Here is a 26,985-nt window from a genome sequence, read left to right on the forward strand (position 1 = left end):
TGAAATTATTGCAAACAATTCGCATTAGCTATTGCTAGGATGAATCGTTCGAGTTAGGCGGCGAATGTGAACCAGACGCCCACCCCCTCCAGCTTTGCCGCCAAGCGCAAGCCGACACCAAAACCATGGTATCGATCGCGTGGCTGGTGGCTCAAGCAACTCCATAGCTGGCACTGGATGAGCGCGGCGATCTCACTGGTCGGTATGATGCTCTTCGCCGCGACGGGTATTACCCTCAATCACGCCGCGACGATCGGCGCTACTCCCGCGGTCCAGGAGTATAAGGCGCAGTTGCCCGCGCAATTGCTGCGCCAGCTATCGGCTTCCGCGTCTGAGGCCGCCCCCCTTCCCGCGGCCGTCGCCACCGACATCCGGCAGAGCACCGGGCTCGACCCCACGGGCAAGCCCGGTGAATGGTCCGATGACGAGGTGTATGTCGCCATGCCGCGACCGGGCGGCGACGCCTGGGTCAGTATTGACCGGCAGAGCGGCGCGGTGAGCGCGGAACTTACCCGCCGGGGCTGGATCTCCTACGTCAACGATCTGCACAAAGGCCGCAACACCGGCGGCGCGTGGAGCTGGTTCATCGATATCTTTGCCGGCGCGTGCATCCTGTTCACGCTCACCGGCCTGTTCCTTCTCTACATGCACAGCAAACCGAGACCACTGACGTGGCCGCTGGTCGGCCTGGGCCTGCTCGCCCCGCTGATGATCATCCTGTTCCTCATCCACTGAGAGTATGTCGATGCGCTATTCCCCCTTCGTGCTTCTCGGCGGCATCGCCGCGGTTCCGGCCTCCGCGGCCAGCGTCAGCATCACCATCCCGACCCTGAAGGTCGCCGAATATCACAAGCCCTATCTTGCGGTGTGGCTTGAGCCCACGGCTGGCGGCGCGCCCCGTTCGGTATCGGTCTGGTATCAGCAGAAGAAGGGCGAAGCCGGCGAGCCCGGCACGAAATGGCTGTCGGACCTGCGCGCCTGGTGGCGCAAGGGCGGCAAGAGCGTGAAAATGCCCGCCGACGGCGTCAGCGGCGCGACCCGCGCGCCCGGCACCCATGTCATCCCGCTGCCCGCCGACGTGAAGCCCGGCGCCTATGTCCTCCATGTCGAGGCGGCCCGCGAAACCGGTGGCCGTGAACTCGTATCGCTGCCCCTCACCGTCAGCGCCAAGGCTTCGGGCAAGACCGAACTCGGCGCCATCTCCATCTCCGCCCGTTGAAAGGATCGCCCATGACGCGTTTCCAGACCCGCCTGCTCACTGCCGCAGCCCTGCTGGCGCTGCCCGTCGCCGCTTCGGCGCACCGCCAATGGATGGTGCCGAATGCGACCGTCTTTTCGGGTCAGAATTCCTGGGTGACCGTCGATGCCGCAAGCTCGAACGACCTGTTCTTCGCCGACCATAATGCGATGCGGCTCGACGGTGTGAAGGTCTGGGCACCCGATGGTACGGAGGGCAAGATCGAGAATGCTTCGACCGGGCGCTACCGTTCGACCTTCGACGTCAAGCTCGACAAGCCCGGCACCTGGAAGATCGGTACGCTGAACCAGAGCGTTTCGGGCACGTTCAAGCTCAATGGCGAGGAACGCCGTGTCGGTGGACGTCCTGGCGGCGGAGGACCCGGCATGGGTGGGCCGGGCGGCCAGCCCGGCGCGGGGGCTCCGCAACGCGCACCGGCCGTATCGGTCGCGGACATTCCGGCCGAAGCGACCGACGTGAAGCTCACCCAGATGATCGGGCGCAACGAGATCTACATCACCGCCAACGAATCGAGCGCGACCGTCTTCAAGCCGACCGGCAAGGGCATCGAGTTCGAGCCGGTAACCCGTCCCGACGAGCTGGTTGTGGGCGAGAAGGCGAGCTTCCGCTTCCTCGTCGACGGCAAGCCTGCCGCCGGCCTCAAGGTCACGGTCGTTCCCGGCGGCAAGCGCTATCGCAACGATGACGGTGCGCGCGACTTCACGACCGGCGCAGACGGCGTGGTCGGCATCGACTGGCCGACGCCAGGCATGTACTGGATCAATACCGGCCTGACCGACGACAAGCCATCCGAACCGAAAGCCACCCAGCGCCGGATGAGCTACACCACCACCGTCGAAGTGTTGCTCCCCTGACGACGATGCGCATCGCCCTGCCGCGCGAGATCGCGATCTCGGCCTTCGCCGGCCGCGATCCCGCACGGCCGGTCGCGGCGCTCGGCGGGGAAACGATGGGGACCAGCTGGTCGGTGCGTTTCGCCGTGCCACGGGCTGCCGATATCGAAGCGGTCAAGGCGGCGATCCAGATCCGCCTCGATATCATCATTGACGAGATGAGCCATTGGCGGCCGGATTCGCTGATATCCGAATATAACCGGTCGGACGCCGGCAGTTCGGTGCGACTACCCCCGGATTTCGAGACGGTGGTCGCGGCGGCGATCGATGTCGCGCGGCGCAGCGGCGGCGCCTTCGATCCGACGATCGGGCGGATCGTCGATCTGCGAGGCTTTGGTCCCTATCCGACGCACTACAGCGATGACGAGGCCCATATCGCTTCGCTACACGAACATGCCGGCTGGCATCGCCTGCGGCATGAGGACGGCCGATTGGTTCAACCCGGCGGCCTCGCGCTCGATCTTTCGGGCATCGCCAAGGGTCATGCGGTCGATGCGGTCGCAGACTGCCTCGCCGGTCAGGGTATCGCGCATGCGCTGGTCGAAATCGGCGGCGAACTCGCTGGCAGGGGCGTGCGGCCCGATGGCGAACCTTGGTGGGTGGATCTGGAGAACCCGCCGGGCATCACCCTGCCCCCGTTGCGCATCGCGCTGCACGGCCTCGCCGTCGCGACATCGGGCGACTACCGGCGCGGCGCGCACACGATCGATCCGCGCAGCGGACGCTCGGCCGCCAATGGGCTGCGTTCGGTCAGCGTCATCCATCGAAGCGCCATGCTCGCCGACGCATGGGCCACCGCGCTCACCGTTCTGGGCACCGAGGAAGGGCTGGAAATAGCCACCCGCGAGGGGCTTGCCGCCCGCTTCGTGGACCAGCGCGAGCATCTCAGCCCCGCGCTAGCCGAAATGCTCGAATAATAGGGCCGCGCCCCCTTGCCCCGCCGGGCCTTCGGCTTCATAGGGGCGGCACATTTCCAAATATGAGGCCGCGATGAAAACCCGCGTCTATGTCACCCTGAAGGGTGGCGTTCTCGATCCGCAAGGCAAGGCTATCCATCATGCGCTGGGCTCGCTCGGCTTTTCGGGCGTCAACGACGTTCGCGCGGGCAAGTTGATCGAGCTCGACCATGACGACGGCGTCAGCGACGCCGACATCGAGGCGATGTGCAAGAAGCTGCTTGCCAACACCGTCATCGAGAATTTCCGGATCGAACGCGCGAGCTGAGGAGCCCAGGCCATGAAGAGCGCGGTCATTGTCTTCCCCGGTTCCAATTGCGATCGCGACCTTGCCGTCGCGATCCGCGATGTCACGGGCCATGCGCCCGACATGCTGTGGCATGGCGAGACCGAGCTTCCCGCCGGCATCGGCCTGATCGCCGTCCCGGGCGGCTTCTCCTATGGCGACTATCTGCGTTCCGGCGCGATGGCGGCGCGGTCGCCGATCATGCGCGCGATCGTCGATGCGGCAGGGCGCGGCGTGCCGGTGCTTGGCATCTGCAATGGCTTCCAGATCCTGACCGAGGCGGGCCTGCTGCCCGGAGCGCTGATGCGCAACGAAGGGCTGAACTTCGTCTGCCGCGAAGTCGCGCTGACCGTCGAGAACAGCCAGTCGACCTTCACCGCGCACTACGACAAGGGTGAGACCGTCTATTTCCCGGTCGCGCATCATGACGGCAACTATACCGCCGACGCCGAGACGCTGAACCGGATCGAAGGCGAAGGCCGCATCGCCTTTCGCTATGCCGAAGCCGTCAACGGTTCCGCCAAGGGCATCGCCGGAATCCTCAACGATGCGGGCAATGTGCTGGGCATGATGCCCCATCCAGAGCGGGTGATCGAAGCAGCGCATGGCAATAGCGACGGGCGGCGCCTGTTCGAGGGCCTGCTGGAAACGGCGGCGTGACACACGGAGCCGGCTGCCTCTGCGGCGCGGTTCGTTTCTCCATTGATGCCGAGCCGATGGCGGCGCGCACCTGCTGGTGCCGGCTGTGCCAATATCTCGGCGGCGGCACCGCGATGGCGAACATCTGCTTCCCGTCCGACAAGGTCAGCTGGACCGGTGAGATCCGCTATCATGACAGCGTCGCCGACAGCGGCAATTCGCTGCGGCGTGGCTTCTGCCCGACCTGCGGCACGCCGCTGACCAGCGAGGCGCTGAACCGCCCGCATCTCATCTTCCTGCGCATTGGCACGCTCGACGACCCGAACCTGATGGGCCCGCAGATGACGATCTGGACCGCACAGGCCCCCGATTGGGCCAGTGTCTCGGCGGAGATACCGAGCGTCGAAGCGCAACCGCCACCGGTCGCATGATGGCTGGCGCGGGCGGCCTGAACATCTTCCTTCTCGCGGCACTGGCCGAGATCGGCGGCTGCTATGCCTTCTGGCTCTGGCTGCGGCTCGGGAAGTCCCCATTTTGGGCTGTCGGCGGCGGCGCGCTGCTGGTTCTGTTCGCCTGGCTGCTCACCCGCACCGACAGCGCCGCCGCAGGGCGCACGTTTGCGGCCTATGGCGGCATCTACATCGTCATGTCGCTGGGCTGGATGTGGGCGATAGAGGGAACACGGCCCGATCGCTGGGACTATGCCGGGGCCGCGCTCTGTATCCTGGGTGGCGCCGTCATACTGCTCGGGCCCAGAACGGCCTAGGATCTGCGTCCCGCATATCCCAGTTCCCGCGAGATCGACCGACCGGTCTCCCTGATCATATCCATCATTCCACGATCCGGCTGAGAAGTGCTCTGACGAAGGGGTACGCTCACCCCCATCGCGCAGTAAAGCTGCCCCTGCATATCGAAGACGGGGGCGGCGCAGGCGGCAAAATGGGGCAGCACGCTTCCATCGGTCCAGTAGACCTCCTGCTCCAGAATGCCTGGGCAGACCTCGTCATCGAACCACCGGATGACCTCCGTTAGATCCCTGTCTTCGCTGGCGGTATCACGCGCGATGACCCGCTCGGTAGTCGAACGGTCAAGATAGGCGACGAAGATCGGGCCTGCTGCCGAGGATATGGTCGAGATCGTCGAGCCAATCCGTATCCAGGCGACGGCATGCTGGACATTGTGGCTTTGAACCAGAACCGGGCCCGACTCGGTCCACACACAGACGAAGGTGTTGAAGCCCGTCTGCTTCGACAATGACGTCACCCGCTCATGGATCAGATCGAACCCGTCAAAGCGCGACAGCGCGGTAAGCCCCATCGAAATGGCCGCCGATCCTACGTCATATAGGCCGGTCGTCTGATGCTGGCGGACCATATTGTACCGCGACAGACTGACCAGATAGCGATGCAGCTTGCTGGGAGCGAGTTGCGTCCTGTCGGACAATTCGATCAGACTCATCGGCGTGCGGCTGGATATGATCGCGTTGAGGACATCCAACCCTATTTCCGCGGCGCGAATCCCCACCCGCGCCTCTTCGGAGCGCGACGGGCGGCCGGCGCGCTTCGGCCCGGCTCGGGAAACCGCCGTTTCTGTCGTTGCTCGCTCCTTTGCCGTCACCCGCTCCTAATTCGCGTCGTTGTTGATGCCGAAAGCCCCATCCAGATGCTCAAAAAGGCCGACGGGAGCAAGACGAATTCACAGCGCCTCGAATTCGAGTGAAATATTTTCTCCAAATTGACTTTTGATGTAGGCTCATGCGAATCGCGCGGAAAGAGTCCGCGTGGAGAAACGACGGAACCGCCAACACAGGCGGCCGGAATCTGGGAGATGATCATGGGGTATCCGTTGAAGACGACCGTGCTTTTGCTGTGTTCGGCCGCACTGACGCCCTTGACGCCGGCCTTGGCGCAGGTTGCCCAGCCGGGCGAATCTGACGCGGTGCTGCAGGATATCGTGGTTACGGCGCAGAAGCGGGCGACCAACGTGCAGGACACGCCGCTAGCGCTGACCGCGGTCAGCGGCGCGGAGCTTGCCGCACGCCGCGTGGTCGATATCGAAACGCTCGCCCCCTCCCTCCCGAACGTCAATTTCGGCAAGAATGTCGGCTTCGCCCGGATTGCGATCCGCGGCCTGGGCCTCGACACCACGGTGGCTGGCCAGGAAGGGCGCGTCGCCTATCACCTCGACGGTGTCTATATAAGCCGGCCGACCGCAGCGCTGGCCACCTTCTTCGATGTCGAGCGGGTCGAGGTCGTCCGCGGGCCCCAAGGCACGCTCTATGGCCGCAACGCGACCGCAGGCGCAGTCAATGTCATCTCCAGTTCACCGGAGTTCGAGACCGGGGGCTATGCCAAGCTGACGATCGGCAATTATGGCCTGTTCAGCACGCAGGGCGCCATAACCGGCGCGGTGAACGACAAGATCGCCGCCCGCATCGCTATCAGCACCACCGATCGCAAGGGCTATGGACGCAATCTCAGCAGCGGCGAGCAGATCGACAACGAGCATAATTATGCCGGTCGCGCCAAGCTGCTGATCCGCCCGAGCGATACCATCGATATCATGTTGTCGGCCGACTATAGCCGGCAGGACGACAATAATTTCGTCTATCATTATCTCGGCGCGGGCAATCCCAATGTCGTGCCGTTCGCGCAGGCCGGCGGCGGACTGGTGCCCGCCAATCCGCGCGACACCTTCGGCAATGTCGATCAGATCAACAAGCGCCGCTTCTACGGCTTCCTCGGCACGGTCGACATCGATCTGGGCGCCGCCACGCTGACCTCGGTGACCGGGTATCGGCATTCGAACTCGCGCTATCTGACCGAAGGCGACGGGACGCAACTTGCGGTTTCGGCCTTCCATATCCTCGAGCGGGCGAGCCAGTTCAGCGAGGAGCTGCGGCTTGCCGGCAAGACCGGCAACCTGAACTACCTGTTCGGCCTCTATTATTTCGATGAGAAGGTGGCCGGGCGCACGCGCTTCACGCCGTTGCGTTCGCCGGTTCCGCCAAACCGCCAGGTTCAGGGCCTCGACTATATCGGCGATCAGGGCACCACGGCCTATGCCGCCTTCGGACAGCTCGATTATGAAATCGTCGATGGGCTGACGCTGTCCGCCGGCGCACGCTACAGCTATGAAAAGAAGTCGATCGACCAGCGCGGCGTCGCCGATTTCGCGACGCCCTACAATCCCGCCGTGCCGTCCGCGTACAACCTGTTTCAGGACGCGTCGAAGACCTACAAGAAGTTCACGCCCAAGATCACGGTGCAGTACGAGCCGACCTCGGACCTGATGGTCTATGCGACCTATTCGAAAGGCTTCAAGAGCGGCGGCTACAGCCTCACCGCCTTCGTCGCGCCGGTCGAACCCGAGAACCTGACCGACTATGAAGTCGGCCTCAAGGCCGAATTTCTGGACCGCAAGGTCCGCACCAACCTGGCCGCATTTTATTATGACTATACTAATTTGCAGGTGCAGATCATCCAGGGCGCGTCGGCGATTCCGCTCAACGCAGCGTCGGCGAAGGTCCAGGGCGTCGAATTCGAGCTAGCCGCCAAGCCGTTCGCCAATTTCGAGGTGAGCGGCAACGCCGCCTGGCTCGACAGCGAATATAAGGGATTTGCCACGGTGGATGCGGCGCGGCCCGCGCTGGGCGTGCTCGATCTTTCGGGCAACCGCCTGTCGCAGGCGCCCAGATATACGGTCAACTTCTCGGCCCAATATACCGTGCCGACCGACATCGGCGATTTCAGCCTGCGCGGTGAAGGCAAATGGGTAGGCCGCGTCTATTTCTCGCCCTTCAACCGCATCGTGACGTCACAGGCCGCGCATGAGAAATATAACGCCTATCTGAACTTCGAGCGGCCGGGCGGTTTCAACGCCTCGCTGTTCATCCTCAACATCGCCAACAAACGGACCGTATCGACCTCACAGGTCAGCGCCGGCTTCATCGGATCGCCGATCATGGGCGCGTTCGATCCGCCGCGGACCTATGGCGCTTCGGTGGGCATGCGCTTCTGACCGAAGGGACGGACATGAAGTTCCTCAAAAATGTCTGGTATGTCGCAGCGCTTCCCGATCAGGTTGGTCGGGAACTGCTGGGCCGCAAGATAGCTGGGGTGCATGTGCTGCTCTATCGGACACAAGCCGGCGAAGCGGTTGCGATCGCAGACACCTGTCCGCACCGCTTCGCGCCCCTGAACAAGGGCAGCCTGATCGGGGACAATGTCGAGTGCCTTTATCACGGCCTCCAATTCTCGCCGGCCGGGCGCTGCGTCCGCAATCCCCAGGCCGATCTCATATCGCCGAACATGCATATCGGCCGCTATCCAGTGGTCGAACGCCACGGCCTCGTTTGGCTATGGCCGGGCGACGAGCGACTGGCCGATCCGGCGAAGATACCCGATCTGTCGCACATCGAGAATTCTCCCACACGCCGGACGGTGCATAGTTTCATCGAAGCGCCGTATCGCCACGATATCCTGATCGATAATCTGATGGATCTGACCCATATCGATTTCCTGCATGTCGGCAGCTTTTCCGGTGGTCCGCCGGAAAGCGGGGAGACCGTGGTTGAAGAGCGGGACAATCAGGTGATCGTCACCCGGACCCAATATCGCGGTGCGCCGCCGCCGCGTGATGCGGATATGGGCCCGCTGGTAGATCGTCGCTTCCATATCCGCTGGTTTCCGAGTCAGGTGACAGCCTTCGAAGGCCGCATGGTCCTCCCCGGCGGGTCGCTGGACCAAGGCCGCAAGACGGTGTTCACGCATATCGCCACACCCGCCGACGCCAAAAACACCAATTATTTCATGTCCTTCACGCGCGAGCATGCCGTGGAAGATCGCGACCTCGACGCCATCATCTCCGCAACCCAGAAAAAGGTTATCGCGACCGAGGACGGGCCGATGCTGGAAGCCATCGACCGGCGCATGAACGGGGCCGATCTGATGGAACTCCGTCCGGTGGTCCTGCCGGGCGACACGGGGGCGCTTCGAGTGCGCCGCGTCGTGAAGCGGCTTCTGCAGGAGGAGGAGCGGCACCAGGCCGCATCGGAAGTCCGATCCGCCTAGACACCCGTTCTGAAGGGCGTGAAGTTCGTCTTTTCGTCAAAGATGTCGACGCCTTCGCGTCGCTTCAGCCCATTGACCACCGCATAGGTCAGCGGCGTCAGGATCACCTCCCAGCTCACCTTCAGGACCCATTGGGTGACGAGGACCTTGAGCACCAGCCCGCCGGTCCAGCCTTGCGCGCCCCAAAAGGCGAGCGGGTAAAAGATCAGGCTGTCGATTCCCTGCCCCGCGATGGTCGATCCGATCGTGCGGCTCCATAGATGCTTGCCTTTGGTCAGCAGCTTCATCCGGGCCATGACATAGCTATTGACGAATTCGCCAGCCCAGAAGGCTGCGATCGATGCGAGGACGATCCTCGGCACCTGACCGAAGACCTGCTCATAGGCGCCCTGCCCGCCCCAGTCGGCGGCTGGCGGCAAGGCCACCACCACCCAGCTCATGAACGCCATGAACAGCAGCGCGGCGGTCCCCGCCCAGATGCAGCGGCGGGCGCGGGCATAGCCATAGACCTCGGTCAGGATATCGCCGATCACATAGCCGATAGGGAAAAAGAGGATGCCCGCTCCGAACGGCCAGTCGCCGATACCCGGAAGATCGACCACCGCGACCTTCCCAGCGCCTAGCACATTGGACAGCAGCAGGATCGTGACGAAGGCCGCCATCACGAAATCGAAATAGCGCAACGGCCGCCCTTTGAGGGCTTCGGCGTCCAGCGCCTGCGGAACTCGGGTCAAATCGCTCATCGCGACAGACTAACCGCGTTCCATCGCAGCGCAATCCGCGCTATCGGAGCACCGTGCGCGCCCGTAGCTCAGTTGGATAGAGCACGAGCCTTCTAAGCTTGGGGCCACAGGTTCGAATCCTGTCGGGCGCGCCACTTCGGTATAAAACTGCGAACGCCACCAGCCGCCGATTCTACGCCGGCGGCGGCGACAAGTGTCCGTAGCAGTTCGGTTTTCGTGCCGAGGATACGGATTTCGCTCGGATCGACGACCTCGACGCGTTGCGCGAGCGCCCGCAAATGGTCCCGCCGATAGGTTCCATCTTCGTTCCGCAGCTTGCGTCGGGCAGCGAGCGCAAACCGGCGCAAACTGTCCGACGTGATAGCAGGCCCGAGCCGCTCCACAGCGGAAGTTGCGCGCTCCGCGTCGGCCTGCGCCTGGTCGCGCACGGCGGTTAGTTCTGCGATGCGATCCTTCAGCGATGGGTCGGCTACATCGACCACGCCGTTCTCGATCGCTTCGTAAAGGCGCTTCAACTTCGCTTCCGCTTCCGCGGCGCGCTTGCGTAGCTCCGCGATGTGCCCGCGACGCCGTTCATTCCATTCCTCTCGTCGCTCAAGTAACTGATCCATCATCGTCTCCAAACGCACCGGATCGAGCAGGCGCCACTCCAGGTGATCGACGACAGCACGATCGAGTTTGTCCATAGGCACTGTCAGACCGCGACAGCCACGCTCGCCCTGCCGCGCCTTCGTCGAGCAGGTGTAGTAGCGATACATGCCGCCGGCGCTGCCCTTGCCAGTCCGTAGCGTCATCGCACCGCCACAGGATGCGCAGAAGCAAATCCCGGTCAGCAAAGTCGGACCACTCACCGCGCGTGGCGGCATCCATTTCGGACTGCGCGCCTTCAGCGCCGCCTGGACTGCCTCGAATTCCACTTCGGTGACGATCGGCGGAACGTCCATGACCGCATGCTCGGCCTCGGGTTTTGCCGTGCGCGTCTTGTGGTCGCGCGTGTTGAACCGATGTTCGCCGATATAGGTGGTCCGCGTGAGTATCTGATGCACCGAGGCGATGCCCCACCGCCCGCCGTCGCGGGTACGGATGTTACGCTCGTTGAGATAGGTGGTGATCGACTTGATCCCCATCGGGCCTCTGTCGCCGTCACCATTGAGCGCCAGCCTGTAGATCAAGCGCACTGTGTCGGCGTGGATCGGATCGACCTCCAGCTTCTTTTTGATCTTCGCACCGCGTTGCTCGGCGGCGACGATGCGGTAGCCGATCGGCGGCAAAGCGCCGTTCCAATAGCCCTGACGTGCATTCTCCTTCATGGCGCGCAACGTGTGCTTGGCGTTCTCCTTCGACTGGTATTCGTCGAACAGCGTCATGATCTGACGCATCATCACGCTCATCGGATCGTCGCCGAGGTCCTGCGTGATCGAGATCAACCGCACGCCGTTCTTGGCCAGTTTGCGAACGTAGAACTCAAACTGGAACTGATCGCGGAAGAAGCGCGAGAAGGAGTGGACGATGATGACGGTGAAGGTCGGCGGCTTCACCAACGCGGCGTCAATCATCGCCTGGAACGCTGGCCGGCGATCGTCGGTGGCGGTGTTGCCCGGCTCAACGAACTCGGCCGCGACGTCCCAGCCTTTGGCTACGCAATAGGCGGTGATCTGCCGCCGCTGATCGGGAATCGACAGATCGCTCTCCGCCTGCCTTCCGGTCGAGACGCGCAAGTAGAGGGCCGCCTTGGCAAGCGCAGTCCCAGGCGTGGCGTCAGGCGATGCAGGTGCTGCGTCGGTCATGGTTCCACCAGTCGCTGGATCGCGTGCATCGACAGCACCAACCGAAGCGAATCCGGGAGGCGCACGAAACCATTTCCCTCATAGAAGGCGGCGGCGCGCTCGCTGATGGCGTCCACCACCAGCATCGAGGAACCGACCGTGGCGGCGCTCGCATACGCGCGCTGCACCGCGTCGGCGAGAAGCATCGCGCCAAGGCGCTCGCCCTGCCGCGCTTCCGAGACCGCCAGCCGTCCGACCAGCGTGGCGCTGACCAGCGGATAGCGCGGGATGTGCTTGCGGGCAGCGGCGGGCACGTTGCCCTGCGCCACGCCCGTCGCGCATAGCGTATAGTAGCCCAGCACAACCTCCGGCCTGTCCGGCTCGACCAGAATGAAGACCCCGTTTGCCTTGCGCCGCACATCCTGGCTCGCCTGCGTCCGGAGATACCTGTCGAGGCTGTCGACGCCGCAGGTAAAGCTGTCCCGATCGTGATGCGACGCGAGCGCCTCGATCTTCAAATCTGGCCGAGACGCCGTCATGCTTAGGAAGCGACCCGGCGCTTATGCTCTGCCAGGGCGCGGACCAGCCGCTCGCTCGGCTCACGCGGATTGACCAGCGCGTCGAAGAATGCCGCGCGGTCGCGATCGGACAGCACTAGCGTTTCATGCTCGGCGATCGTCCGGCGCGCGGTGTCAGTGAGCGCGGTCACGCAAAAGTCGCTGACCTTGCGCCGTGACAGATGCGCGGCCCGCTCGATAAGGTCCTTCGTCTCTTCATCCAGCCGGAATCCGAGGCGCTCGACGCGGTTAGGCGTTTCCCGTTCGATCTTGGGCTGCTTGCGCGGCATTGGGGTCACTCCCGACATGGTCTACGTTTCCCCAACAATGTACGTCATATGGACGAACAAATCAAGTTCCTATTTCTGCCGCCCATCAGGCTCGCGGCCCGAAAAGCTCGTCCAGCTCTTCGCCGAAATGGCCTTCCATGACCCTCAACTCGGCGTCCGTGATCGGCACGATCTCGGGCCAGTCGTCCGTCACCGTGATCGCCCCCTCCAAATGCAGGGGCGACCGCCCCGCGCGCGGCGCCGGCGGATACGCATAGTCATACAGGTCTTCAGGATCGCCGGACCATTCAGGCAGGACCCGGCGCATACGTCGCTTCTCGGCCATGCGTCATCATGGAACGATGTGCTGCACCCGCTGCAAGTGCAACGACGAGGCATCGTGCTGTGGCGTACAACGACAGGGGAACGGCGGGCCAACCCGCGCCTGTGCTCCCCAGTCTACAAGAGCAGGGCGCCGACCGGTCGCCGATTCACCTTCGCGTCAACTGAGCACTTTGTGGAACTTGAGGAGTCGTTCAAAAAACCGCGCGATGACATCTGGCGCGCCATCACCAACCAGTTCGTTCGCGCCGAAGCGGTAAATCTCGTAGCCGTTCAAGCGCAGATCCCGGTCAGCGGAAACCATGTCAGCATAGACGGCCAGCGAGGGCTTCCCGTCACGACTGAAATGGTGTGCGCCATCGACCTCGATGACGACCCGTTGATAGTTCGGCAAGAGCATCAAGAAATCCATTCGCTGCCGCGGCAGCGCGGCGCGGTGACGTAGGTTCTTCACGACGGCTGGATCATAGTGCAGGTAGACCTGCGGGATGAGCGCTGGCAGCGCTGACCCAAGGCGCGGCTTGTAGACGCGGAAGTACGCTTCGAACAGATTGCGCTCCGCGTCCGAGGCAAGCGAGACGTGGAGGCGCAGGCCGAGCGCGCGTGCAGAGTCCCCCGAGACCCCGCCCTCCTGTGCGCCCCACCAATCGACCAACTCGGACCACAGGAGGCCGTCCCGCCGGATCGGACGGTCAAAGATCAGACAACTCTCCTCATTCGAGAGAATGACTATGTCGTTGTTGATGGCGTCGCTGAAGCCGATCTCCGGCTTAGGCCCATTGGACGCGAAGATGAGATTTTTCGGGGCGCCGGTGACACCCCGTGTCGCTGATCTCAACCAATAGACCGGATAACCGGACTCCTCGCCCGCGACGGTGAGGATGTAGCCATCGCGCCGAAAAACCTCGTTCAGGTGCTCGGCCAAGGTCGCTTGAGCTGGACCGCGGCGGCCGAGAGGGTGCAGTGCCGCTTCTATCACGCGTGAGAACCGATCGCGCGAGCACGAGAACGCGCCAATCCTCTCGAAGAGGTATTCGACGGTCCAATCGCCGAAGTTCGAAATCATGTGTCGCTCGATATCGCTCGCCAACGACCGCCCGGCGAAGAAGTCTGCGCTCAAGGTGTCGATGGGAAAGAACCTGCGCACGAGTTCAAGGACATTCTGCTCGCCAGAGAGATCGTCGCCAAAGCACTTGGCCGCGTCCCTTCGGGTGATCTCGCTGATCGGGGGCTCTCCCTCTTCAAGGACCGCGGAGCCGGCCTCTTCGAGCGCATAGTCACCCCAGTGCGCGCCCAGCCGGCGAGCGACTTCACCCAGCTCACGAGGGGACTTACCGTCGAGGGCAGCAAGCGCCCTATCACGCTTGCTCATGCCCTCTGCCTCCGCCGCCATGATCAGGCCGGCTTCAAGCGCGACGCTCGGCATGACCTGGTGGGTGCAGCGGTCCTTGAGCGCCCCGGCGATCCGAAGCGCAAGATTGCTTGCGACGCTCATATGGCGATCTCCGGGACGCCGGCGTCGGTCAGCAGTTGAAAGAGGTCCGCTACCCGCCTGCGCTGGCCCCGTCCCTGGCAGAACGCGAAGATCGCCCTCTGCTTAGCTCGGGACAACGCCACAAAGAACGTCGCTAGACCCTCGGGATTCCCGGGCGTGTGGCTCCACCAAGCTTGATCGTCCAAGCCGACGAAGATGACCGTGTCGTACTCCAGGCCCTTGCTCTTGTGTACCGTCATCAACGGAATCTGTGCGACGCCTTCGAATGAGTCGAGGCATGCTGACCAGCTCGCAGCTCCAGCAACGGACGCCGCCAGGTGCAGCCCAAACGCTTCGACCATGATGGCCAGCAACTCACCCGTTCCATACTCAAGAAAGGTTCGAGCGACCGCACCCAGATCGAGAAATCCAAAGAGACGACCAGTAATGGTCTGGCTGTTCTCCACTGTTGGCGCGGCGCGCGCCATTTCTGCTCGAAGATCCCCCAGAAACACGGTGAGTTCCGCTTCGACCCTATGGCAAGCCAGCTCATCGTCGGGATCGACCGCACGCAGGCTTTGGAGCGCGTTCGACGCCAGCCGCCACGCGTCGGGCGCGCGCCGGAGCGCTCCTAGGCGCAGTAGCGCGATCGCGATGCGAGCGAGCTCGTCAGCCAACAAATCCTGCAGCGTGGTGCGGCCGAGCGCATGACTCTCATTTCGTAGCCGCAAGCCCGCCTGGGCAAGTGGCGCAGAGAGCTCCGCTTCGTAGTCGTCCGACTTCTGTCGAACAAGTAAGGCGTAGTCGCGCGGCGACCGACCGCGACGCGCCATGTCCTCGGCGAGCCATCGGGTGAGATATTCAGCTTCGCCATCTCGCGTTTGACTGTTCCAGACCTGAGCGACATCGCCATCCACGAGCTGAGCAGCCTGCGCCACGCCTGCGATCGCGTTCGCGTCCAATGCGCGGGCGACCACATGCTGAATCCGCACGAGGCCCGGCGACGACCGAAAGTTGAAGGCCAAGGGAATCCGGACGGCACCAAAATCCGCCTCAAACCGCTGAAACGCGTCCAGCCGCGCACCAGCCCACGCCATAATCCGCTGCTTATCGTCTCCCACTGCGGTTACGGTCGTCCGGCCGTCGGCGAAAGCAGAGAGGAGGAAATCGTACTGCGCGTAAGTCGTGTCCTGGAATTCGTCGACGAAGACGAAGGGATACGTCGCCCGCAACGCGTGGCGAATCTGCGGGTTCGCCCTCAACAACAGTTCGGCGAGGCGATTGAGGCTGACGAAGGTAAGTGACGCCCGCGCCCGCCCTCGAATTTGGCCGTGCCACCAACGATCGACAGCATATTCCTCGCCAGACGCCGGCTCGGCGCGAATTACCGGCAGGCGGTGACCACCCACATGTCGCGACTCGAAATCTCCGACCCCGAAGCCCGCAATCGCGGACTGCCATTGCGGCGGGGCGCCGAGGCGCGTCTGGTCGAGGAATCCTTCAACCTGTCGCCGTGTCGGGAACGCGATATCGTAGGGCCGACCTGGGCGCCAATCGGGCGGGATGGCGGTGGTGAAGCGGTCGACCAAGCCCTTGGTGAAGGCGTCAAAGGTGAGCGAGACGAAGCGGCCCGCCAACTCGGGCGGACACCGTTGCCGCACGCGCGCTGCGAGATTGTCGGCCGCATCGGTCTTGAACGAAATGGCGAGTACCCGATAGGGCGGCGGACAAGCGCCTGTCTCGAGCAGATAAACCGCACGCTGCGCCAAGAACTCCGTCTTGCCGGCGCCAGGCCCGGCGACGACACAGGTGCAGCCGGCCTGACGGAGCGCTCGCCAAGCCTGGGGTTCGAGGTCCTCTATCCCTCGCGGTCGCCAGTCGTCCGGCCGAACGCGCGGCATGGTCAGGCTTCCACCGGCGCCGGCGGCTCAAGCCGTGCGACGATCGCGGTGAGCAGCGCGCGCAGCTCCTCCGGCGCGCCGGCCGCGAGATCCGCGGCCGCCATGCCACTCAACACCCGGACGTGCGTGCTCGGCTTGCCGCGGCCGAGGAAGAGGTAGCGATACCAACGTAGCAGCCCATCCTGATCAGCTGGATATAGCGCTGGTAATCCGTCGTCGCCGAGTACCGCCGTCCGTGGATCGCCGCGGTTCGAGGGTCCCTGCCGATTGGGCTCCGCCACCTGATACGCGGCGGGGAAGGCGCGCAGCATCGAATAGTCCAGATCGAGCGGCGCGCAGAAGAACACGCCAAACTGGCGCAGCCACTTTGCCCAAGCATCAAGATTGTTGGAGTCATCGGCAGCGAGGCGATCGAACGCGGCGAGGTTCGCGGCCGGGCCATCAGCTTGAAGGTGTTCACCGAACAACGCACGCGGCGTGACGCCATTTTCTAGCAATTGCGTGCACGCCGTCTTGACGCGACCCCAGCCGCCCCCGGCCCGACCCCAGTCGAGGTCCAGCAGCGTCGCGTAGGGAATGTCGAGGTCCGTTAGGAGGCGCCAGAGATGGTTCACATGCCGGCCGCCGAGCGGAACGACGGCCACGAACGAGCGATCGATCGCGAAGCCGAGCGCGTCTGCCAACCGCGGCAACACGACTTCCTCCGAAGCGCCTTCTCCCAAAACCGCGAAGCGCGCGAAATATAGTTCTGGATAGGTTCGCACTGCCTCGCGCACAAATTTCGATGCCGCTTCCTGACCTTCGGGCAGCCGGATCGGACGAACCTTCGCCGTGCGGTCGGCCGGATCGAGGCGAAAATGCCGGACTTGTGTCGGGTCGATGCGCGCGAGAATGCTTGGCGAGTGGCTGGAGACCACCGCTTGTGCGCGCCTCCCGCGTGTCAGGTCTTCGATCTGCCGGATGATCCGCGACAGATAAAACGGCGCGAGATTGTTCTCTGGCTCCTCGACTGCGATCAGAGTCAGGGCAGGCAGCGAGACACCGTCCGCCTGGAAGCCGATTCCAGCCGGGTCCGCAGCGATTCGCGCTTCGACATCAAGAATGGCGGCGGTCATGGCGAGATGGAAAAGCGAACGCTGCCCATCGCTGAGATCGTCGAGACTGCGCTCGCGACCAGCTTCGTCGGGGTGAAAGACGACCTCAACCTTGCGGATGAATTCCTGAAACCGCAGATCGAGCGGTCGAAAGACAGGAGTCGTATCGGTGCCCGCGCTATGCACTTCCTGCCAGCGCCGCTTGACCGCCGCGGCCACCAGATCGACGGCTGCCTCTCCGCCGAACGCCCCGTTCAAGGTGGCGCCGGCTTCGGCGAAAACGTCCCTCACTTCCTGCGACCAGTCGATGGCGCGCCAAAGCCGCCCGCGCAGGAACGCCGTCACCTGCGAAGCGCCGTCGCGCGCCGCAGGAACGTAGATCATCTGAACGCGGGCGCGGTCGATCGCTTTCAACTCGATGCAGTCGGTCTCGGTGAAATCGCCGAATGTTCGGATCGCCCAGAATTTCTGTTCGATGGCGCCGTCAAGGGAGCCGTCTTCAGTCCAAGTCGCCTGTAGGCGTAGGCGACATTTCAGCCTGCCAGCGTCGTCCGCGGCCATCTGGTGGAAGAACTCTGGCACGGCGGCGTTGTCGCCGCCTTCCGCATCGAGCTCGGGGAAGGCGAGGATCGCTTCGATCACGAAGGCCCGCTGTCGCGCCGGTGCGGCTTCGGCGACCGGCACATGGAAGTCCTGACGCCGCAGGCGGCGTTGGTCGCCGGTCACCCCGAACAGGCGTTGCAGTGCCTGCATGACCGCTGTCTTGCCGGCACCATTTACCCCCACAAACGCGGTCAAGCCGGACGCCAGGTCGATCGATCCGGGTTCGGGACCGAAGCAGCGGAAATTGGTCAGGATCAAGCGTTCGATGAACATGAAGTCAGCGGCATACCCGCCCCCTTGACGAAAGAGGCCTTGACGAGAAGGCCATGTAAGATTATCTTACCATATGTCGGATGAAGGAGCAACCCGCATGGATGCCGCCAAGCTCAAAGAGAAATTGATCGCCGTCCTCGGCCAGATTCAGGCTGATAGCGGCCTCGAATGCCCGCCGCTGACGGGCGCGACCAAGCCGGTCGAAAATATCCCGAGGTTCGACAGCAAAGTCTGGCCTGTCGCCACGACTATCCTGTCGACCGAGATCGGCGCGTCGATCCCGAACGACGTGAACATCTTCGTCGACGAGACGACCAAGTTGCCGCGCTCTATCGACGAAACAGCCGCCTTCGTGTGCGAACTGCTGAAGAGGCAGACCGAGAAAGAAGCGGCCGCCGCATGAATGACGCCGAAGCCGCCAAGCGCGCCCTGATCGCCGAACGCCTTAAGGAGGCGCGCAAACTCGCGGGGCTCTCGCAGGGCCAGGTGGCCAAGATACTCGGCTTACACCGGCCGTCGGTCTCGGAGATAGAGGCCGGCAACCGCCGGGTCTCGGCCGACGAACTCGCGCGCCTTGCCGAAATCTATGATGTGGGCGTCGCCTGGCTGCTCGGCGAGGCACCGGATACCCTCGATGCTCAGGATCCCCGACTCGAACTCGCCGCCCGTGAACTCACCAAGCTCAAGCCGGACGACCTCGACCGCCTGCTGAAGCTCCTCGCAGCCATGCGCAGCGATTCCACCCCGAACGCCGAGGGAGGCGATCGGTGATGGACCTGATGCGCACCAACAAGCCCAGCTTCAATCGTCGCGCGCTTGCGACCCAAGCTATGCACACGGCCATTGCCACCCGAGCGAAAGCCAAGCTCGATCAGCATGGCCCGATCTGCATCTATGGGCTTTCCGAGACGCTCGGCGTCACGGTGCGTTTCAATAACATCAACATGGAGGGGATGTACCAACGCGCCGCGCCGCCGCGCATCCACCTCTCGGCTCGCCGCCCGCTGCCTCGGCGCGCCTATAATTGCGCGCACGAGCTTGGCCATCACGTCTTCGGCCACGGCTCGTCGATCGATGAGTTGCGCGAAGGTGCTAAGGAGAACCCCTGGGAAGATCCCAAGGAATTCCTCGCAGATACGTTTGCGGGCTTCACCCTGATGCCGACCATGGGTCTGCGCCGCGCATTCGCCACACGCGGCTGGAAACCTGAGACCGCGACGGCGGCGCAAATGTTCATGATCGCCTGCGACTTCGGCGTCGGCTACCGCACGCTCCTCACCCACCTCTCGGCCGGTGTGAACATGATATCGCGGGCGCGCGCCGCCGCCCTGCAGCGCGTGACGCCAAAGGCCCTACGCGCCGACATCCTCGGTGCCCTGACACCCGAACCCCTGATCATCGCCGACCGCCATCGAGCGGGATCGACCCTCGACGCTGAGGTGAAGATGCTGTTGCTGCTTCCGCCGGGAACGGAGACGACCGGCGCTAGCCTCGCCTACGAGTGCGAGCTAGCGAGCGGTCGTCTGTTCCGCGCGGTGCGGCCTGGAATCGTTCAGGCAAGCGCCAACAGCGGCGCTTGGGCGGTGTTCGTTCGTATCGCACCCGAGGCCTATGTCGGGCTCGCCCAATACCGCCATCTGGAGGACGACCCGGATGAGTAAGTCGAAAACATCGGCCGCGCCGGAGCCCGTCATGATCAACGACGACAACCTGTCGCGTGCTTGGTCGCGCCTCCTGCTCAGGGTTCTCGACGGCGCCGGCACCGAGGTCTCGCCGCTGGTGTTGAGCGTGACCGGATTCGACGGCAATGGTGTAGTGCCTGAAGATCCGGCCGTGCGCCAAGCCGTCGATCAGCTCCTCAAACGCAAGGGACGTCTCAAGGTCGAGGATGTCGCCTTCACCATCTTTCCTCAGCGCCTTTGGGAGATGTCGCGTGGCGACCGCACCCGCCTTTTTACACTCTATCGTGCGACATTCCCGCGCTGGCAGGCGATGAATAAGAAAGCCAATGGCCGCGGCCTATATTTCGAACGCATGGTTATGTACGGCCGCGGGCCGTGCGACGGAAATCAGTTGGAGTGGATATTGTCACAGTATGGTTCGCGAGCGGGCGTGCGCCGCTCGATGTTGCAGGCGACGACGTTCGACCCGGGCCGCGATCATGTCGCGAGCGCGCAGCTCGGCTTTCCTTGCCTGCAACAGGTCAGCTTCGAGCCGACCACCGCCGGCTTGGTCGTGAACGCCTTCTATGCGACCCAGCAAGTTTTCGACAAAGCCTATGGCAACTATCTCGGCCTCGCCCAGCTTGGCGCCTTCATGGCCCATGAAATGGATATACCGCTGGCGCGGCTGAATGTCATGGTAGGTGTCGCCAAGCTGGAGCGCATTACTAAGAGCGATCCCGATTTCGCGCCGCTCGTCGTCGCCGCCGAAGCACTGGTGTCTGGCTCTGTCGCGGCGCCGGCACGGCCCGCAGTTCCGGTCATGGCCATCGGGGCAGAGTCTTGAGGAAGAAGCTCCCAAAGCCTGCCGCCAAACGCCCGCGCGGCCGCCCGCCAAAACAGCGCATCGATCCCACAGCCGCCACGCTACCGCTCGACCTACCCGTCGTGCCGAGGGCGAACGAGGCATCTGCCACAGCCGCGCCGGCGCCGATCATTCTGCGCCATCTCGCGCCCGCCAAGGTCTCGGAGGTCTATGAGAGCTATTGGCGCTTCGCCGCCGAACGACAGGACGTCTTCTTCCGACGAGCACGCGGCGAGGAGCGTCCTTGGACCGGCAACGCGGTGCTCACGACTTACAAGTTCACCAACGCCTATCGGGCTTCGGATCGGGCGAGCCAGTATATGATTCGGCGCGTCATCTATCGCGCCGATTTACCGAATTCGCCCCGAGAAGTCTTCTTTCGCATTCTGCTGTTCAAGCTGTTCAACAAGATCGAGACCTGGGATCTGCTGGAACGATCGTTCGGACCGATCACGTTCGAGGATTACCACTTCTCGCGCTACGATGAGGTGCTCGCACGGGCGATGCGTGACGGTCGCCGCATCTATTCGGCCGCCTACATCATGCCGCCGGGAAGCAGCGCGTTCGGCAGGCCCGCCAAGCATCAGAACCATCTGTTGTTGCTTGAACGCATGATGGAGGATCGGCTTCCAGAACGGTTGGCGCAAACTCGCACCATGCAGGAGGGCTTCGAGAAGCTTCGCGCTTATCCGACCATCGGCGATTTCCTCGCCTATCAGTTCATCACCGACATCAACTACAGCGAAATCACCGATTTCAGCGAGATGGACTTCGTCGTGCCAGGTCCCGGCGCGCGAGACGGGCTGCGCAAATGCTTCGCCGATCCCGGAGGACTCAACGAGCCCGAACTGATCCGGCTCATGGCAGATCTCCAGGAGCAGGAGTTCGAGCGACTTGGGCTAGATTTTCAATCGCTTTGGGGGCGGCGGCTCCAATTGATCGACTGCCAGAATTTGTTCTGCGAAGTCGACAAATATGCGCGCGTCGCGCACCCGCAGGTCGCGGGGCGAACCGGCCGCACGCGGATCAAGCAGAAGTTCGAGCCAACTCTGACTCCGATCGAGCTCTTCTATCCTCCCAAATGGAAGTTGAACGAGAAGATACGCGCCGGCGCCGACACGCCGCTTGGCGCAGTCGACGCGGCCAGGGCCGCCGCTGGATGAAGCGCCGAAGGAGACGATGATGGATTTCGACCGCTATCAGAAGGAGGCTCTGCGCACTGATCGCGTCCCGGCGCGCCAGGGCTCGGATGATGTCCTTTCCCTCATCGTTCCCATGCTAGGTCTCGCCGGCGAAACCGGCCAGCTCCTGAGCGAATACAAGAAACATCTGCGCGACGGCGAAGCGCACCGGCTCTTCAAGGAGCGCGTGTCCGAAGAGCTGGGCGATCTGCTCTGGTACATCGCGAACGTCGCCAGCAAGTTCGACCTGACTCTCGACGAGATAGCGGTTTCGAACCTTGCGAAGGTGAAGGCGCGCTGGGCGACGGAGCGCACCGAGCCGCTGTGCTTCGATGCGACCCTGCCCGAAGGCGAGCGCCTTCCGCGCCGGTTCGAGGTCGAACTGGTTGATGTCGAAGGCGAAGATCGCCAGCGGGTTCGCGTGTCGATCAACGGCAAGCCGTTCGGCGGGGAGCTGACTGATAACGCCTATGATCCGGATGGCTACCGCTTCCACGACGTCTTCCATTTCGCATATGCCGCCGTGCTGGGCTGGTCGCCGATCACGCGCGCGCTGCTCCGCCGCAAGCGCAAGAGCCGCCCGCTGCTCGACGAGGTCGAGGATGGCGGGCGCGCCGCAGTGATCGAAGAGGGTGTGGCCGCGCTCGCCTTCGATTATGCCCGGCGCCATCATATGCTCGAGGGCGTTAGCGTGCTCGACTTCCAGCTCTTGCGCACGATCAAGGACATGACCTCGCATCTGGAGGTCAAGCAGTGCACGACGGGCGAGTGGGAGCAGGCGATCTTGCAGGGCTTCAAGGTATGGCGCGCGGTTCTCGCCGCGCGCGGCGGCCGGATCGCGGTCGATCTCGACCAGCGCCGCATCGATTATACCGGCCCGGCTGAAGCTGATCAGGCGCGATCGGATCCGTCGCCGTGAGGCGCGCCGCCGATCGCGATGGCGCTCGCCATGGCCATTGCGCCAGCATGGCTGATGCTCAGCCGCCATTCGACGATGCCAAGTGCAATGGCGACCTTTGCGGCACCACCCGTGAGCCGGACCTGCGGCGGCGCACCCGCCACGCGATGGATGATCACGTCGGAGAAAGCGACGCCCGCTCCGAACCCTGTACCCAGCGCTTTCAGAACAGCCTCCTTCGCAGCGAACCGGCCGGCCAGGCGCTCGACCCTGTCGGGGCCGTCGCCGATTTCATCGATCTCCTCCTCCGTGAAGCAGCGCGGAATCAACGGATCGCGCGGATCGTCGATCCAACGCCGAATCTCGACGATGTCCACCAGATCGATCCCGTGCCCGACAATGTTCACACCTACCGCCGATCTCCGCCGGGTCGCGCGCTAATCGCAGCGATCGGCCATGCGCTTAGAAGAGCAACAACAAGGTGTCCAAGCGGGTAGAGACTCACGACTCCGCGCTGAACATCCCGGGGGATGAGGATACGCCATGACCAAGACGAACGCGATGTTCTGGAGTAGGGAAACTTTGCGCGAACGGCTGGCCCCGCTCATCGAGCCCTTCGCGCCCGAGCGCGTCGACTGCGCGGCCAATAGAGGGAGAGGACTGCGGCTGTCGCCGTGACGGGTTGAGGGTCGAGAGAGAGGCTCCCGGCCGGCCCGTCTTGGAGATTCCGCCATGACCCAGATAAGCACCATCGCCGATGACGACGCCTTCGGCGCGCCGCCGGTTTCAGCCGGCTATAAAGTCGACATCTCACGAGGCGAACGGATCGGGCGCGTGTCGTCCGAATGGTTTTCGCGGCCCGACGACGAGCGCTATCTGTCGCTCAGCGCCCTCTATGCCGCCGTTCGCGCGCGCGCCGACCGCGCCACCGCCCGCACCATCGAGACCCGGAGCCTTCGTGTCGAGGCGAGTCGTGATAACGCCGAACGCCTGGCCCTGATCGTGCCCGGTCGCGAAGAACCCATCGCTCCGACACACTGGTCATTCGGTCAGATGTGCAGCCTGGTCGGCGCGCCCGCCGGCTATATGCGGCAACTCCCTGCGCTGCTTGCCGGCATCAACATGCAGCACGGGCTGCTCGCGCACCGGGCCGAGCTGGTGAAGACACTGGAAGCGGACGACGGGCGGATCGAACTGCGCGCCGTCACCGGTCCGGACTATGGCCGTATCTGGGACCATGAGCTGGTCGCCGCGGTCATGAAGATCGCCGGCGAGGGAACAGGCGATACGCGCTGGAAGGTGCCGGGACTGCTCGATTGGTCGACCATGACGCACAACCCGTTCGTCGAGGTGACCAAGGATACGACCACCCTCTATGCGTCCGATCGCGATGTCTTCCTCTTCCTTGTCGATGACGCCCATCCGATCGAAGCCGGCCGCCTCCCGAACGGCGATCCCGATCTCTACTTCCGAGGCTTCTATTGCTGGAACAGCGAAGTGGGCTCCAAGACGCTCGGCATGGCGTCCTTCTATCTTCGCGCCGTCTGCATGAATCGCAACATCTGGGGCGCCGAGGGCTTCGAGGAGATCTCGATCAGGCACAGCAAATTCGCCAGCCACCGCTTCGCGCATCAGGCGGCGCCGGCGCTGGAACGTTTCGCCACGTCGTCGCCCGCGCCGTTTCTGGCGGGGATCAGAGCGGCTCGCGAGCAGATCGTCGCCCGCAAGGATGACGATCGCGAGAGCTTCTTGCGCAGGCGCGGCTTCTCGCGTCCCGAGACCGAGAAGATCATCGCCACGGTGCTGGAGGAGGAAGGGCGGCCGCCGGAATCGATCTTCGATTTCGTGCAGGGGATCACGGCGCTCGCCCGTGCCAAGCCACATCAGGATGCGCGGCTGGAGCTGGAGGGCAAAGCCGCGAAACTCCTTTCCAGCGTCCGGTAATACCGGGAGGCGTGGAGCCGGATCCACGGCTCCACGCCTTTGCGCTTCCGCGCAGCCCCAGCCTCCTAGAGGAAGAGGGCTGCGCTCGCTTCGTGACGGGTTGAGGTCGAGAGAGAGTCTCACGGCCGCCCGTCATGGAGAATGACCATGACCCGAGTTCAGAAGATCATACTGTCCTCATCGCGGGACATCCCGTTCAACAAGCTGGTGCTGAGCCAGTCCAATGTCCGCCGGATCAAAGCCGGCGTCTCGATCGACGAGCTGGCCGAGGACATCGCCCGGCGCACGCTCCTGCAGAGCATCACCGTGCGGCCGGTTCGCGATACCGAAGGCGCCGAGACCGGCATGTTCGAGGTTCCGGCTGGCGGCCGGCGCTTCCGCGCGCTTGAACTTCTGGTCAAGCAGAAGCGCTTGGCCAAGACCGCGCCCGTGCCCTGCGTCGTGCGCGAGGACGGCATTCCCGAGGAAGACAGTCTCGCCGAGAACGTCCAGCGCGCGCCGCTACATCCGCTCGATCAGTTCCGGGCCTTTCTGGCGCTGCGTGAGAAGGGTCAATCCGAGGAGGACATCGCCGCGGCCTTCTTCGTCGCCGTGTCGGTCGTCAAGCAGCGCCTCCGCCTCGCATCCGTCTCGCCCAAGCTGCTCGACATCTATGCCGACGACGGCATGACGCTGGACCAGCTTATGGCGTTCGCCGTCAACGGCGATCATGAGCGCCAGGAGCAAGTGTTCCAGCGGCTGAGCCAGTCCTACTCCAAGGAGCCGCATATCATCCGCCGAATGCTCACCGAGGGCGCCGTGCGGGCGTCGGACAAGCGCGCGCAGTTCATCGGCCTCGACACCTACACCGAGGCGGGCGGCGTGATTCTGCGCGATCTGTTCCAGGGCGACGATGGTGGCTGGCTGCAGGATGTCGGTCTCCTCGACATGCTGGTGGCGGAGAAACTGCGCGAGCAGTCCGAGGCGATCCGCGCCGAGGGCTGGAAGTGGATCGATGTCGCGCCCGACTTTGCCTACGGCCACACCTATGGGCTGCGGCAATTGCGCGGCGAGCAGATTCCGCTCACCGACGATGAGCAGGCGACGCGCGATGCGCTGCAGGCCGAGATGGACGGCCTGGAGGAGACCTACGCCGAAGCCGAGGAGCTGCCCGACGAGGTCGATCGCCGGCTCGGCGAGATCGAGACGGCGCTTGCCGCCTTCGATGATCGCCCCCAGGCCTTCGATCCCGAGGAGGTCGCGCGAGCTGGCGCCTTCGTCAGCATCGACGGTTCGGGCGTCCTGCGCATCGAGCGCGGCTATGTCCGCCCCGAGGACGAACGTCCGATCGCACCGGAGAACGACGCCGAGACCGATCCGGCCAACGAGCCGACGATCGCGGTGCGAACCGGGCATGACGGTGCGAGCGTCGTCGCAGGCACGGAGCCTCCGGCGGATGAGCCCGAGGAAGACGGTGGTATCAAGCCGATCCCCGATAGGCTGATGACCGAGCTGACGTCCCATCGGACCCTCGCGCTTCGCCACGCGCTGGGCGAGAATCCTGACATCGCCTTCGTCGCCGCGCTTCACGCCCTGTGCCTCAAGGTGTTCTACCGCTATGCGCAGGACACCTGTCTTGAGCTCGATCTGAAGAGCACCGGTTTCAGCGCTCAGGCGCCGGGCCTCGCGGACAGCACGCTCGCTGTCGCTTTCGACGCGCGGCATCAGGCTTGGCTTTCTGCTCTGCCCAAGGAACCCGCTGACCTCTGGGACGGGCTTATGGCGTTCGACGGTGACAGCCGTCAGGCGCTCTTCGCGCATTGCGTCTCGCTGTCGGTCAACGCGATCTATGAGGCGTACAATCGCAAGCCTCGCGCGCTGGCCCACGCCGACCGGATCGCCCAGGCCGTCGATCTCGACATGGTCGTAGCCGGCTGGACGCCGACGATCGGCACCTATTTCGGCCGGGTGACCAAGGCCCGCATCCTGGCGGCCGTGCGGGAGGCGAAAGGTGCGCGCGCGGGCGACCGCATCGAGCACCTGAAGAAGGCCGAGATGGCCGAGCAGGCCCAGACGCTGTTGGCGGAGTCCGGATGGCTTCCGGAACCGTTGCGCACGCCCGGTCGCGACGTGCCGAACGCCGTTGAGACCGACGCCATCGACGCCGCGGAAGCAGACGCCGATACGGCGGGCGTAGAAATGGCGGCGGACGGCGGCGAAACGGCCGTGGTGGAAGATGAGGAAGTGGCCGAGGATGACTCGGTCGCGCTCGAAGCCCACGCGACCGCGGCCGAATAACGAAGGAGCCAACCGCACTGCCAGGGGCCCGCC

Annotated in this window: 29 protein-coding genes and 1 tRNA gene; 20 read left to right on the top strand and 10 right to left on the bottom strand. The window is 63.9% G+C overall.

Annotated elements, in window-relative coordinates; genetic code table 11:
- The first annotated feature begins 66 nt into the window (after positions 1 to 66).
- From WP12_RS11070 to WP12_RS11105, 8 genes are all read left to right on the top strand, one after another.
- A complete protein-coding gene (locus tag WP12_RS11070; protein WP_046193778.1) occupies positions 67 to 735 on the top strand; it encodes a PepSY-associated TM helix domain-containing protein in 669 nt (222 codons plus the stop codon).
- Between the two features lie 10 nt (positions 736 to 745).
- Positions 746 to 1,219, top strand: coding sequence for a DUF2271 domain-containing protein (locus WP12_RS11075; protein WP_046193869.1), 474 nt, complete (start codon positions 746 to 748; stop codon positions 1,217 to 1,219).
- Positions 1,220 to 1,230: 11 nt separating this feature from the next.
- Positions 1,231 to 2,112, top strand: a complete 882-nt coding sequence (locus WP12_RS11080; protein ID WP_046193779.1) for a DUF4198 domain-containing protein — start codon at positions 1,231 to 1,233, stop codon at positions 2,110 to 2,112.
- 5 nt (positions 2,113 to 2,117) lie between these two features.
- Positions 2,118 to 3,068 (top strand): FAD:protein FMN transferase, encoded by a 951-nt coding sequence (locus WP12_RS11085; RefSeq protein ID WP_327196207.1) that lies wholly within the window; start codon positions 2,118 to 2,120, stop codon positions 3,066 to 3,068.
- Positions 3,069 to 3,141: 73 nt separating this feature from the next.
- On the top strand, positions 3,142 to 3,375 hold the full coding sequence (purS, locus tag WP12_RS11090; RefSeq protein WP_046193780.1) for a phosphoribosylformylglycinamidine synthase subunit PurS: 234 nt from the start codon (positions 3,142 to 3,144) through the stop codon (positions 3,373 to 3,375).
- A gap of 12 nt (positions 3,376 to 3,387) precedes the next feature.
- Positions 3,388 to 4,053 carry a phosphoribosylformylglycinamidine synthase subunit PurQ gene (purQ, locus tag WP12_RS11095; protein WP_046193781.1) on the top strand — a complete coding sequence of 222 codons (666 nt, stop codon included), beginning with the start codon at positions 3,388 to 3,390 and terminating at the stop codon, positions 4,051 to 4,053.
- Complete coding sequence (locus WP12_RS11100; RefSeq protein ID WP_046193782.1) at positions 4,050 to 4,463, top strand: GFA family protein; 414 nt, start codon at positions 4,050 to 4,052, stop codon at positions 4,461 to 4,463. The genes purQ and WP12_RS11100 overlap by 4 nt, the downstream gene beginning before the upstream one ends.
- On the top strand, positions 4,463 to 4,798 hold the full coding sequence (locus tag WP12_RS11105) for a YnfA family protein (RefSeq protein ID WP_084691111.1): 336 nt from the start codon (positions 4,463 to 4,465) through the stop codon (positions 4,796 to 4,798). The genes WP12_RS11100 and WP12_RS11105 overlap by 1 nt, the downstream gene beginning before the upstream one ends.
- On the opposite strand, the gene WP12_RS11110 is transcribed toward WP12_RS11105, so the two are convergent.
- A complete protein-coding gene (locus WP12_RS11110) occupies positions 4,795 to 5,556 on the bottom strand; it encodes an IclR family transcriptional regulator (protein WP_160299213.1) in 762 nt (253 codons plus the stop codon). The two genes, WP12_RS11105 and WP12_RS11110, sit on opposite strands and share 4 nt — an antisense overlap.
- 309 nt (positions 5,557 to 5,865) lie before the next feature.
- On the opposite strand from WP12_RS11110, the gene WP12_RS11115 reads away from it, so the two are divergent.
- Both WP12_RS11115 and WP12_RS11120 read left to right on the top strand, forming a co-directional pair.
- On the top strand, positions 5,866 to 8,052 hold the full coding sequence (locus tag WP12_RS11115) for a TonB-dependent receptor (RefSeq protein ID WP_046193871.1): 2,187 nt from the start codon (positions 5,866 to 5,868) through the stop codon (positions 8,050 to 8,052).
- Positions 8,053 to 8,066: 14 nt separating this feature from the next.
- The gene (locus WP12_RS11120) at positions 8,067 to 9,104 is read left to right on the top strand and encodes an aromatic ring-hydroxylating dioxygenase subunit alpha (RefSeq protein WP_046193785.1); all 1,038 of its coding nucleotides are present in this window, start codon (positions 8,067 to 8,069) and stop codon (positions 9,102 to 9,104) included.
- Here WP12_RS11120 and WP12_RS11125 read toward each other — a convergent pair.
- The gene (locus tag WP12_RS11125) at positions 9,101 to 9,847 is read right to left on the bottom strand and encodes a queuosine precursor transporter (RefSeq protein ID WP_046193786.1); all 747 of its coding nucleotides are present in this window, start codon (positions 9,845 to 9,847) and stop codon (positions 9,101 to 9,103) included. The two genes, WP12_RS11120 and WP12_RS11125, sit on opposite strands and share 4 nt — an antisense overlap.
- A 57-nt stretch (positions 9,848 to 9,904) precedes the next feature.
- Between WP12_RS11125 and WP12_RS11130 the strand changes: the two genes are divergently transcribed.
- Positions 9,905 to 9,981: transfer RNA gene (locus tag WP12_RS11130), tRNA-Arg, on the top strand.
- Here WP12_RS11130 and WP12_RS24070 read toward each other — a convergent pair.
- The 7 genes from WP12_RS24070 to WP12_RS11165 form a co-directional block, all read right to left on the bottom strand.
- On the bottom strand, positions 9,940 to 11,634 hold the full coding sequence (locus WP12_RS24070) for a recombinase family protein (RefSeq protein ID WP_084691112.1): 1,695 nt from the start codon (positions 11,632 to 11,634) through the stop codon (positions 9,940 to 9,942). The genes WP12_RS11130 and WP12_RS24070 overlap by 42 nt on opposite strands.
- Positions 11,631 to 12,131 carry a GNAT family N-acetyltransferase gene (locus tag WP12_RS11140; RefSeq protein WP_235399100.1) on the bottom strand — a complete coding sequence of 167 codons (501 nt, stop codon included), beginning with the start codon at positions 12,129 to 12,131 and terminating at the stop codon, positions 11,631 to 11,633. Before WP12_RS11140 ends, WP12_RS24070 begins: the two co-directional genes overlap by 4 nt.
- Before the next feature lie 23 nt (positions 12,132 to 12,154).
- Entirely contained in the window at positions 12,155 to 12,460 is a 306-nt protein-coding gene (locus tag WP12_RS11145) for a type II toxin-antitoxin system TacA family antitoxin (protein ID WP_046193789.1), read from the bottom strand.
- 85 nt (positions 12,461 to 12,545) lie between these two features.
- Entirely contained in the window at positions 12,546 to 12,785 is a 240-nt protein-coding gene (locus WP12_RS11150; protein ID WP_052730340.1) for a hypothetical protein, read from the bottom strand.
- 156 nt (positions 12,786 to 12,941) lie between these two features.
- Positions 12,942 to 14,276 carry a hypothetical protein gene (locus WP12_RS11155; RefSeq protein WP_046193790.1) on the bottom strand — a complete coding sequence of 445 codons (1,335 nt, stop codon included), beginning with the start codon at positions 14,274 to 14,276 and terminating at the stop codon, positions 12,942 to 12,944.
- Positions 14,273 to 16,156, bottom strand: coding sequence for a UvrD-helicase domain-containing protein (locus WP12_RS11160; RefSeq protein ID WP_046193791.1), 1,884 nt, complete (start codon positions 16,154 to 16,156; stop codon positions 14,273 to 14,275). The genes WP12_RS11155 and WP12_RS11160 overlap by 4 nt, the downstream gene beginning before the upstream one ends.
- 2 nt (positions 16,157 to 16,158) lie before the next feature.
- Positions 16,159 to 18,126, bottom strand: a complete 1,968-nt coding sequence (locus WP12_RS11165) for an ATP-dependent nuclease (RefSeq protein WP_046193792.1) — start codon at positions 18,124 to 18,126, stop codon at positions 16,159 to 16,161.
- Positions 18,127 to 18,223: 97 nt separating this feature from the next.
- Between WP12_RS11165 and WP12_RS11170 the strand changes: the two genes are divergently transcribed.
- The 6 genes from WP12_RS11170 to WP12_RS11195 are packed head-to-tail and all read left to right on the top strand — an operon-like array spanning position 18,224 to position 22,752.
- Positions 18,224 to 18,529 (top strand): hypothetical protein, encoded by a 306-nt coding sequence (locus tag WP12_RS11170; protein ID WP_046193793.1) that lies wholly within the window; start codon positions 18,224 to 18,226, stop codon positions 18,527 to 18,529.
- On the top strand, positions 18,526 to 18,897 hold the full coding sequence (locus tag WP12_RS11175) for a helix-turn-helix domain-containing protein (RefSeq protein ID WP_046193794.1): 372 nt from the start codon (positions 18,526 to 18,528) through the stop codon (positions 18,895 to 18,897). Before WP12_RS11170 ends, WP12_RS11175 begins: the two co-directional genes overlap by 4 nt.
- Entirely contained in the window at positions 18,897 to 19,787 is an 891-nt protein-coding gene (locus WP12_RS11180; RefSeq protein ID WP_235399105.1) for an ImmA/IrrE family metallo-endopeptidase, read from the top strand. The genes WP12_RS11175 and WP12_RS11180 overlap by 1 nt, the downstream gene beginning before the upstream one ends.
- 31 nt (positions 19,788 to 19,818) lie before the next feature.
- Complete coding sequence (locus WP12_RS11185; protein WP_200894500.1) at positions 19,819 to 20,634, top strand: thymidylate synthase; 816 nt, start codon at positions 19,819 to 19,821, stop codon at positions 20,632 to 20,634.
- Positions 20,631 to 21,815 (top strand): nucleotide kinase domain-containing protein, encoded by a 1,185-nt coding sequence (locus WP12_RS11190; RefSeq protein WP_235399101.1) that lies wholly within the window; start codon positions 20,631 to 20,633, stop codon positions 21,813 to 21,815. The genes WP12_RS11185 and WP12_RS11190 overlap by 4 nt, the downstream gene beginning before the upstream one ends.
- A 19-nt stretch (positions 21,816 to 21,834) precedes the next feature.
- A complete protein-coding gene (locus WP12_RS11195) occupies positions 21,835 to 22,752 on the top strand; it encodes a nucleoside triphosphate pyrophosphohydrolase family protein (protein ID WP_046193875.1) in 918 nt (305 codons plus the stop codon).
- On the opposite strand, the gene acpS is transcribed toward WP12_RS11195, so the two are convergent.
- Positions 22,725 to 23,138, bottom strand: a complete 414-nt coding sequence (gene acpS / locus WP12_RS11200; RefSeq protein ID WP_046193796.1) for a holo-ACP synthase — start codon at positions 23,136 to 23,138, stop codon at positions 22,725 to 22,727. The genes WP12_RS11195 and acpS overlap by 28 nt on opposite strands.
- A gap of 136 nt (positions 23,139 to 23,274) precedes the next feature.
- Between acpS and WP12_RS26220 the strand changes: the two genes are divergently transcribed.
- From WP12_RS26220 to WP12_RS11210, 3 genes are all read left to right on the top strand, one after another.
- Positions 23,275 to 23,409 (top strand): hypothetical protein, encoded by a 135-nt coding sequence (locus WP12_RS26220; protein WP_256387936.1) that lies wholly within the window; start codon positions 23,275 to 23,277, stop codon positions 23,407 to 23,409.
- Positions 23,410 to 23,463: 54 nt separating this feature from the next.
- Positions 23,464 to 24,675, top strand: coding sequence for a hypothetical protein (locus WP12_RS11205; protein ID WP_046193797.1), 1,212 nt, complete (start codon positions 23,464 to 23,466; stop codon positions 24,673 to 24,675).
- 147 nt (positions 24,676 to 24,822) lie between these two features.
- A complete protein-coding gene (locus WP12_RS11210; RefSeq protein WP_046193876.1) occupies positions 24,823 to 26,952 on the top strand; it encodes a ParB/RepB/Spo0J family partition protein in 2,130 nt (709 codons plus the stop codon).
- Positions 26,953 to 26,985: the final 33 nt, after the last annotated feature.

It is taken from the genome of Sphingomonas sp. SRS2, from assembly GCF_000971055.1.
Taxonomy (GTDB): Bacteria; Pseudomonadota; Alphaproteobacteria; order Sphingomonadales; family Sphingomonadaceae; genus Rhizorhabdus.